8 protein-coding genes are annotated in these 9,472 nt (G+C 67.3%); 1 reads left to right on the forward strand and 7 read right to left on the reverse strand.

Annotated features, from left to right (window positions below; translation table 11 throughout):
- The 7 genes from glcE to JOD97_RS17110 all read right to left on the reverse strand — a co-directional run bounded on the left by glcE (position 1) and on the right by JOD97_RS17110 (position 8,418).
- Positions 1-1,086 carry a glycolate oxidase subunit GlcE gene (gene glcE, locus JOD97_RS17080; RefSeq protein ID WP_209720240.1) on the reverse strand — a complete coding sequence of 362 codons (1,086 nt, stop codon included), beginning with the start codon at positions 1,084-1,086 and terminating at the stop codon, positions 1-3.
- Positions 1,083-2,573, reverse strand: coding sequence for an FAD-linked oxidase C-terminal domain-containing protein (locus tag JOD97_RS17085; protein WP_209720243.1), 1,491 nt, complete (start codon positions 2,571-2,573; stop codon positions 1,083-1,085). The genes glcE and JOD97_RS17085 overlap by 4 nt, the downstream gene beginning before the upstream one ends.
- 94 nt (positions 2,574-2,667) lie before the next feature.
- Positions 2,668-3,567: a LysR substrate-binding domain-containing protein gene (locus JOD97_RS17090; RefSeq protein WP_209720246.1), complete on the reverse strand. Its 900-nt coding sequence runs from the start codon at positions 3,565-3,567 to the stop codon at positions 2,668-2,670.
- 45 nt (positions 3,568-3,612) lie between these two features.
- Positions 3,613-5,325, reverse strand: a complete 1,713-nt coding sequence (locus JOD97_RS17095) for a lactate permease LctP family transporter (RefSeq protein WP_209720249.1) — start codon at positions 5,323-5,325, stop codon at positions 3,613-3,615.
- A 185-nt stretch (positions 5,326-5,510) separates the two neighbouring features.
- Positions 5,511-6,953: a LutB/LldF family L-lactate oxidation iron-sulfur protein gene (locus JOD97_RS17100; RefSeq protein ID WP_209720252.1), complete on the reverse strand. Its 1,443-nt coding sequence runs from the start codon at positions 6,951-6,953 to the stop codon at positions 5,511-5,513.
- Complete coding sequence (locus JOD97_RS17105) at positions 6,950-7,639, reverse strand: lactate utilization protein C (protein WP_209720539.1); 690 nt, start codon at positions 7,637-7,639, stop codon at positions 6,950-6,952. Before JOD97_RS17105 ends, JOD97_RS17100 begins: the two co-directional genes overlap by 4 nt.
- Positions 7,636-8,418 (reverse strand): (Fe-S)-binding protein, encoded by a 783-nt coding sequence (locus JOD97_RS17110; RefSeq protein ID WP_209720254.1) that lies wholly within the window; start codon positions 8,416-8,418, stop codon positions 7,636-7,638. The genes JOD97_RS17105 and JOD97_RS17110 overlap by 4 nt, the downstream gene beginning before the upstream one ends.
- Before the next feature lie 107 nt (positions 8,419-8,525).
- On the opposite strand from JOD97_RS17110, the gene JOD97_RS17115 reads away from it, so the two are divergent.
- Positions 8,526-9,221, forward strand: a complete 696-nt coding sequence (locus JOD97_RS17115) for a FadR/GntR family transcriptional regulator (RefSeq protein ID WP_209720257.1) — start codon at positions 8,526-8,528, stop codon at positions 9,219-9,221.
- The last annotated feature ends 251 nt before the right edge of the window (positions 9,222-9,472 follow it).

Here is a 9,472-nt window from a genome sequence, read left to right on the forward strand (position 1 = left end):
TTACAGGTCCCGGTACATGCGGCCGGGATTGAAGACGCCGGCCGGGTCGAAGTGCTGTTTGAGGTTGCGGTGGATCGCGTGCACGGCCGGCGCCAGCGGCTGGAACACGCCTTGCCGCTTGTCGCCGCCGCGGAACAGGGTGGCGTGGCCGCCCAGCCGCGCGACCAGCGCGCGCAGCGCAAGCGGATCGGCGGCGCCGCGCAGCCAGCGTTGCGCGCCGCCCCACTCGATCAGCTGCATGCCGTCGTCCACCGCCGACAGCGACCGCGCCGGCGTGGTGGAAGGCAGCGATATGCGCCACAGCGGCGTCTCCGCATCCCCGAACCAGGCATGCCGGTGTTCGCGCAAATCGCTCCACCACAGCGCCGCCGCTTCCGGCTCCAGCATCTCGCCGCCGATATGCCGCGCGGCCGCCGCCACCGCCGCCCGCGCGCCGGACAGCCGCAGCGTCAGCGCGCCGTCGTGCCACGCGGACGCCGACAGCGGCAGCGGCTGGCCGGCCCAGCGGTTCAATCGCAGCAGGGCTTCTTCCTGTTCCAGCTCCAGCCGCAGCGTGGTTTCCGCCGTCGGCCGTGGCAGCACTTTCAGCGACACCTCCAGCACCAGCCCCAGCATGCCCAGCGATCCGGCCAGCAGGCGCGAGACGTCGTAGCCGGCGACGTTCTTCATCACCTGTCCGCCGAAGCGCAGCAGGTCGCCGCGGCCGTCCATCAGCACCGCGCCGAGCACAAAGTCGCGCGCCGCGCCGGCGCTCTGGCGGCGCGGACCGGACAGCCCCGCGGCCACCATGCCGCCCACGGTGGCGCCGGGGCCGAAATGTGGCGGCTCGAAGGCCAGCATCTGCTCCCGCAACGCCAGTTCCCGTTCCAGCTCGAGCAACGGCGTGCCGCAGCGCGCCGTCACCACCAGTTCCGTCGGTTCATAGGCGACGATGCCCTGGTAGGCGGACGTCTCCAGCACTTCGCCTTGCGGGGTTTGTCCATACCAGTCCTTGCTGCCGCCCCCGCGCAGGCGCAGCGGCGTGCGCGCCGCGCCGGCGGCCAGGATGCGCTCGCGGAACCGGTTCACCATCGATTCCCTCGTCATGCCGCCACCTGTTTGACAAACTTGAAGATGCCGCCGCGCGCCTGGCGCTTGCCGTAGGCGGCGCAGCGGTCCAGCGTGGGTATGGCTTTGTTCGGATTGAGCAGGAAGGCGCCGTCGAAGGCGCGCTTGACGCCGATGAAGGCGGCCACCTCGTGCACCGTGAACTGTCCGCACATGGCGTCGATCTTCTCGATGCCGACGCCATGTTCGCCGGTGATGGTGCCGCCCACTTCCACGCAGAGCGCCAGGATCGCCTCGCCGAAGCGTTCGGCGCGGTCGAATTCGCCCGGCCGGTTGGCATCGAACAGGATCAGCGGATGCAGGTTGCCGTCGCCCGCGTGGAACACGTTAGCGCAACGCAGGCCGTAGGTCTGCTCCATGGCGGCGATGCCCTGCAGGACTTCGGCCAGGCGCTTGCGCGGAATGGTGCCGTCCATGCAATAGTAGTCGGGCGAAATGCGCCCCGCCGCCGGAAACGCGTTCTTGCGCCCGGACCAGAAGCGCATGCGCTCCGCCTCGCTGCCCGAGACCGCGATGGCGCTGGCGCCGGCGCGCCGCAGCACCTCGCTCATACGTTCGATTTCCTCCTCCACTTCTTCCGGCATGCCGTCCGATTCGCACAGCAGGATGGCGGCGGCGTCGGTGTCGTAGCCGGCCTTGACGAACGGTTCGACCATGCGCGCGCTGGTGCGGTCCATCATCTCCAGGCCGGCGGGGATGATGCCGGCGGCGATCACCTGCGCCACCGCGTCGCCGCCGGTGACGACGTCGTCGAACGAGGCCATGATGACGCGCGCCAGCGGCGGCTTGGGGATCAGACGCACCGTGACCTCGGTGACCACGCCCAGCATGCCCTCGGAGCCGATGAACACCGCCAGCAGATCCAGACCCGGCGCGTCGAGCGCGGCGCCACCCAGTTCGATGATTTCCCCGTCCATCGACACCATCCTCACCCGCATCACGTTGTGCAGGGTCAGGCCATACTTGAGGCAATGGACGCCGCCCGAGTTCTCGGCCACGTTGCCGGCGATGGTGCAGGCGATCTGCGACGACGGGTCCGGCGCGTAGTACAACGCGTGCGCGGCGGCGGCCTCGGAGATGGCCAGGTTGCGCACGCCGGGCTGCACACGCGCGGTGCGCGCCAGCGGATCGAGCGCCAGGATGCGGCTCATCTTGGCGGTCGAGATGACGATGCCGTCGGCGATCGGCATCGCGCCGCCCGACAATCCGGTGCCGGCGCCGCGCGGCACGATGGGCACCCGCAGCGCGGCGCATGCCTTCAGCAGTTCGACCAGCTGCGCCTCCGTCTCGGGCAGCGCCACGGCCAGCGGCAGCTGCCTGTAGGCGGTCAGGCCGTCACATTCGTAGGGTCGGGTGTCTTCCTGCTCGGACAGCAGGCAATGCGGCGGAAGCAGGCCGCGCAGCGCCGCCAGGATGGCGTGCTTGCGGTCTTGCAGCAGCGGCGGTGCGGCGAGCGGCGCGTTCATGGGTGGCCTTGGATGCGATGGAAATGGCGTCCAGTGTAGCGGCCCGCGGCGCGCGCCTGCGGTGAAAAGAATTAACCGCTGGCGCGCAGATTTTTCATGAATCGCGTTCGTGATCGGGATAGGCGGCCATCAGCCAGTCGATGAACAGCGTCACCTCCGGGCGGATATGGGCGCTCTGCTCGTACACCACGTAATAGGCGTGCGGCGGGGATGCCAGGCGCACGTCGAACAGCCGCACCACTTCGCCGCTGGCGATCATGTCCTGGGCGAAGTGCTGTCGCGTCAACCCCACGCCGTGGCCGTGGCGCACCGCCTCCAGCAGCAGGCCAAGGTCGTCGACACGCAACGCGTCGGCCGGTTCCGGCCAATCCAGGCCGGCCTGCTCGAACCACGGCTTCCACTGCTCCAGCGCGGAGCGCAGCAAGGTGGCCTTCTTCAGATCGGCCGGCGTGGCGATGCCGCCGATCCGCTCCAGATAGGCCGGACTGGCGACCGCGAACGCCGGCTCCCCGAACAGCCGCGTGGTCACCATGTCGGGATATTTGCCGGCGCCGAAGCGCACCTCCAGATCCGTCTCGTTCAGGCACAGGTCGTACAGTGGCACCGACAGGAAGACTTCGACGACGATCTCGGGATGGGCCTGCGTGAACTCGGCCAGGCGCGGCATCAGCAGGTAGCGCGCGAACGTCGGCGGCACCGTGATTTTGACGCGCGGTTGAACCGGCGCGCTGCGGTGCGGAAGGGGGAAATCGGTCAGCGTGCGCAGCGCCTGGCACACCACGTCCAGGTAGCTGCGGCCGAACGGCGACAGCGTCAGCGAACGGCCTTCGCGCACGAACAAACGGTCGCCGACAAACTCCTCCAGCAGGCGGATGCGATGCGACAACGCCGACGGCGTAATGCACAGCTGCTGCGCGGCGAGCGCGAATGAACCGGCACGCGCCGCCGCTTCGAAAGCGGACAACGCGTGCACTGGGGGGAAACGTCTGGGCATGGTTATGCGCCTCTCACAAACCCTTGGCAGGGCTGGGGGAAGGCGTCAATGCGGCACCATCCCCGTGAATACATACGCCTGCAATACCGTCATGATACCAACGATGGTGGCAAACAGCAGGCTATGTTTGAGGGTAAAGCGGAACAACTCGGACTCGCGTCCCACCAGTCCCGTGGCGGCGCAGGCGACGGCGATCGACTGCGGCGAAATCATCTTGCCGGTCACGCCGCCGGTGGTGTTGGCCGCCACCAGCAAGGTGTCGGAGACATTAATCTGGTGCGCCGTGGTGTTTTGCAGGGAGCAGAACAGCGCGTTCGATGACGTGTCCGATCCGGTCAGGAACACGCCCAGCCAGCCGAGGAACGGCGAGAAGAACGGGAAGGCGGCGCCGGTGCCGGCCAGTACCAGCGCCAGCGTCGACGACATGCCGGAATAGTTGGCGACAAACGCGAACGCCAGCACCAGGCCGATCGACAGGATGGGACGGCGCAGTTCAACCACCGTATCGGCCAGCGCGCGCAAGCCTGCCATCGGTTTGAAGCGCAACAGCGCCATCGAGACCAACGTGGACAGCAGGATCGCGGTGCCGACGGCCGACAGCAGGTCCAGCTTGAAGACCGCCTCGTAGGCTTTGGGCGCGGCCACGATGGGCGTCATCTTGATGACCATCTGGTCCAGGTACGGCACGTGGAATTTCATCACGGTGCCGGCCAGCGCGCCGCCGCCGGCGAACAGCGCCTTGAACTGCGGCAGGCTCCAGACGGTGACGATGGCGGTCAGGATGCCGAACGGCGCCCACGCCCGCACCGTCTGCACGGTGCTGTACGGCGACTGCTTGCGGATACGCGGCGCGGCGCCGGTGGACGAACCGCCGCCGAAGGTGGCCATGGCCGCCGTGCCGCCACCCATCGAAATGGCGCTGCGGGCGCCGGCCTTGGCGCTGGCGGGCTGCCATACTTTCAGCAGCGCCGTCAGCGAACCAAGGCTGACCAGGGCGGACGTAATATCCGGCAGCTCGGGGCCGATGAAGTTGGAGGTGACGTACTGCGTCACGGCGAAGCTGCCGCCGGCCACCAGCGCCGCCGGCCAGGTTTCCTTGATGCCGCGCTTACCGTCCATCATGAACACCAGCCAGAATGGCACCGCCAGCGACAGCAGCGGCAACTGGCGGCCGGCCATCGCGCCGATCTGCATGGCGTCGATGCCGGTGACCTGCCCCGCGACGATGATGGGGATGCCCATCGCGCCAAACGCCACCGGCGCCGTATTGGCGATCAGGCACAGGCCCGCCGCATACAGCGGATTGAAACCCAGGCCGACCAGCAGCGCGGAGGTGATCGCCACCGGCGCGCCGAAGCCGGCCGCGCCTTCGAGGAAGGCGCCGAACGAAAAGCCGATCAACAGCATCTGCAGGCGCTGGTCATCGGTAATCGACAGCACCGAGGCGCGGATGATATCGAGCTGGCCGGTGCGGTCGACGACCTTGTACAGGAACACCGCGGTGACGATGATCCAGGCGATCGGCCACAGGCCGTAGGCGAAACCGTAGCCGGCGGCGGCCAGCGCCTGCGGCACCGGCATGCCATAGGCGAAGATGGCGACCATCAGCGCGAGCGCCAGCGTCACCGCGGCGGCGACATGGCCTTTGATGCGCAGCACGGCCAGCGCGAGAAAGAAGAAGATGATCGGTACTGCGGCAACCAGGGCCGATAGGCCCAAACCGCCTAGCGGCGCGTATATCTGATTCCAGGTTTGCATGGTGGTCTCCTCCAAGAGTACAAGTATTTTTTTGTGCCGGCGGCGGGCGCCAGCCGGCATGGTCAAAGCTACAAGATGCGACGAGTGTATCGGTGCTGCGGCGCGTTTCGGTGGTACCAAAAGATGAAATGAATTGGCCGCAGCCGTGAAAATTATTCACCCCATCCGGCGGCGCCTAAACATCGCTATTCCGCCTGCCCCCGTTCCCGCAGCAGGTCGGCCAGGCTGCGCGCGGCCGGCTTGAGCGGTTCGCGGTGGCGGGTCCATCCCAGCTGGCCGCGCGGCGTGAACGCGCGCAGCCGCGTGGCGGCCCAGCGGAACCAGCGATACACGCCGGGCCGCGCGAACGCGCCGCTCCAGAATCGCCACACCAGCCGCTCGCTGCGACTGAATTTGGCGCCCTGCCCGCGCAGCGCGTTGTCGACTTTCTGGGCCGGATCGCGATTGGCCTCGGTGCGCAGGCGCACGAGCAGGGCCGGTATCGGTATGCGCACCGGGCATACCTCACCGCACGCGCCGCACAGGCTGGAGGCGGTCGCCAGGTCGGCGGTCGCCTCGAGCCCCAGCAGGTGCGGCGAAATGATCTTGCCGATCGGGCCGGGATAAGTGGTGCCGTAGGCGTGGCCGCCCACGCGTGCATAGACCGGGCAATGGTTGATGCACGCGCCGCAGCGTATGCACTGCAGCGTGGCACGCAACTGCTCGTCGGCGTAGGCCTGGGTGCGGCCGTTATCGAGCAGTACCACATGCAGTTCGCGCGGCCCGTCCATTTCGCCGTCGCGGCGCGGACCGGTGATCAGGTTGAAGTAGGTGGTGATCGCCTGCCCGGTCGCCGAGCGTGTCAGCAGGCTTGCCAGCGGTACGATGTGCTCCAGCTTTGCCACGACCTTTTCGATGCCCATCAGCGCGATGTGCACGTCCGGCACGCTGGTCGACAGGCGACCGTTGCCCTCGTTCTCGACCAGCCACAGGGTGCCGGTATCGGCCGCCGCGAAGTTCACGCCGGACAGGCCGATGTCGGCGTCGGCAAACGCCTGGCGCAGCGCGCGCCGGCCGACCTGGATCAACGTGTCGACGTCTTCGCTGTAGGGCGTGCCGGGGATGTGGCGTTCGAACAGCGCGCCGATGTCGGCGCGCGTCTTGTGCACCGCCGGCATGACGATGTGCGACGGCTTTTCACCAGCCAGCTGCACGATGTATTCGCCCATGTCGGATTCGATGCAGTCGATGCCGTGATGCGCCATGTGGTGGTTCAGTTCCACCTCTTCGCTGGCCATCGACTTGCCCTTGATGACGCTGCGCGCGCCGCGCCGCTGGGCGATGTCGAGGATGATGGCGTTGGCTTCGTCGGCGGTCGCGGCCCAGTGCACGTGGGCGCCGGCCGCCTGCAGCTTCGCTTCGAAGCTCACCAGCAGTTCCGGCAGATGGGCCAGCGCGTGCTGGCGTACCGCTTCGCCCAGATCGCGCAGTTGTTCCAGTTCCTCGCCGTCGGGGAATTGCGCGCGGCGTTTATCCTGCAGGAAGTCCATCGCGCCACGCATGCTGCCGCGTAGTTTGGTGTCTAGCAACGCGTCGCCAACGCGGGTGCGGAAATCGGCCGGCGGCACGAAGTGCAATGGCGCGTTCATGCCGTCGCTCCCGCGTCGTCGATGATGAACACCCAGAGCGCACGCGGACCATGTGCGCCGTAGGCCAGCGTTTGCTGGATGTCCGAAGTCTTCGACGGGCCGGACACCAGCACCAGGTTGGTCGGCATGGCGGCGCTCCAGGCTTCGGCATGCATCGCCGCGTGCAGGTCCGCGTGCAGCGTGCTCGCATAGACCAGCGCCACGTGCAGCGGCGGCACCAGCGACACGGTGCGCGGCGATCCCGCGTCGGGCGCCAGCACCAGCGTGCCGGTGGCGGCGATGCCCGAGCGGGCCACGGTGAAGCCGGCATCCACGTCGGCGAATAGCTGATTCTTCCACTCTTCCAGTGGACGGTCGAAAGCCACGGTTCGCACTTCGGCCGGCAAGGCCGCGGCCAGCGCGGCACCTTCGGCGCGGGCGGTGTCGAGCAGCAGGCTGCCGACGCCGGCGGCGACAAGCTTTTGCGCCAGCAGCGCCGGCCAGCTATGGGCATCGACGCGCCAGACGTCCGTGCGGACGGAGGTCATCACACGTTGCAGCGTGTCGGCCAGTTCGGTGCTCGAGGCCTCGCGCAACGGGCCGGGTGCATGGTGGGCGTTGATGCGCTCTTCCAGCTCGCGCAGGGGCATGCCGGGGGCCGCCGCCGCGGCGCGCAGCTTGCCCAGTATGAGTTCGCGCGCGTTCATGCCGCGGCTCCCACGCGACGCCAAAGGAAGCTGGCCATGTGCTCCACCTCCAGCGGCACGCCCCGGCGCTTGGCGGCGTGGCCGATGTTGAGCAGGCAGCCGCAATCGGCGGAGACCAGCCGCTCGCACCCCGTGGCGCAGGCGGCGTCGATTTTGTCGCTGACCATGGCGCCGGAGATGTCGTCATGCTTGAGGCAGAAGGTGCCGCCGAATCCGCAGCACTCCGACTCGCGGGCGTGTTCCACGCGCGTGACGCCGGGCAGCGCGTCGAGCAGGGCGACGCCATGGGCCCGCGTGCCCATCTCGCGGCGCGCGCCGCAGGAGGTATGCAGCACCACCTGCTCGTCCGGTTGCGCCGACGTCTGGTCAAAATTCACGTGCAGTACGTGCAGCAGGAATTCGCTCAGCTCGTAGACGCGCTCCGCCAGCTCGCGCGCCTGGGCGGCGGCGCCCGGATCGCCGTCGAACAGTGTCGGCCAATGGTGGCGCATCATGCCGGCGCAGGAACCGGAAGGCACGATGACCGGCCAGGGCTCGGTGAACAGGTCTAGTTGCGCGCGCGCCACGGCACGGGCTTGCTCGGGATTGCCACTGCTGTAGGCGGGCTGGCCGCAGCAGCTCTGACCACGCGGGAAATGCACCGTCAGACCTTCGCGCTCCAGCAGGCGCACGGCATCGAGCCCGGCTTCCGGCATGAACAAGTCGATCACGCAGGTACCGAACAGGTAAACGTGTGGGTTGGCCTTGTCCGGGCCGGGCGGATAGTGTCTCGCTAGCATGAGGTCTCCTCTGTTTTTGCTTATTCGTCGGACAGGCACCATAATTCCCTTGCATCGAAGCCGTCGCAAATTGGTTGGACCAGCGGATACAACAGGAGCACATCAAAATGAAAACAAGCGGACTGGTCGAGGGAGTGTTGCGCAAGCTGGAGACGGCGCTGCTGGACGGCACTTATCAAGCGAACGCGCGCCTGCCTTCCGAGCGCGCGTTGGCGGAGCAATATTCGGTGTCGCGCAATACGATACGGGAGGCGCTGCAGCGGCTGGTGGCGCGGGGATTATTGCGCAGCCGGCGCGGAGCCGGCGTATTCGTCAGCGACCAGCTGCGCACCAGCACGGCGTCGCCCTGGGGGCAGTTGGTGACGGACCATCCGGCAGTGCTGGCCGATGTGCTGGAGTTCCGGCGTGTGTTGGAAGGCGCGACGGCCTACTATGCGGCGCTACGCGGCAATGAGGCCGAACACTTGAACATCCGCAGCTTGCTGGGTAGCCTGGAGCAGGCTCGCATCGACGACAACCAGGCGGTCGAAGCGTCGATCGACGCCCGCCTGCATGAGGCGATCGCGTTGGCTTCGCATAACAGCATGTTTTTGCATCTACACGCCAGCGTGCTCGGCATTCTGCGCGAGCATATTACGTTGAACGGTTCCAGCTTGCGGGCGCTCGACGCCGACGTTTCAGCCCAACTCTTGCAGCAGCATCGCGCCATCTGCCAGGCGATTTGCGCGCGCCGGGCGGAAGCGGCACGCACCGCCATGCAGTCGCATATTGATTACGTAGTCAGCAGGATAGAGGCGGTGTGATTGGTCCAACCAGTTCTCGCAATTCGCCAAACCCGAACACCCGGCATCGCACCGCAAGCCGCCGCGGTATGGGGTCGTACCCGAAAGGGGTACGACCCCGGGTGGCGGTACGGGTCTAAACGCAAAAAAGCCCACCAGGATCACCTGGTGGGCTTTTTTATATAACTAGCCTGACGATAACCTACTTTCACACTGGTTGCAGCACTATCATCGGCGCAGAGTTGTTTCACGGTCCTGTTCGGGATGGGAAG

The sequence above is a fragment of the Duganella sp. 1411 genome (assembly GCF_017833525.1).
Lineage (GTDB): Bacteria > Pseudomonadota > Gammaproteobacteria > Burkholderiales > Burkholderiaceae_D > Rugamonas.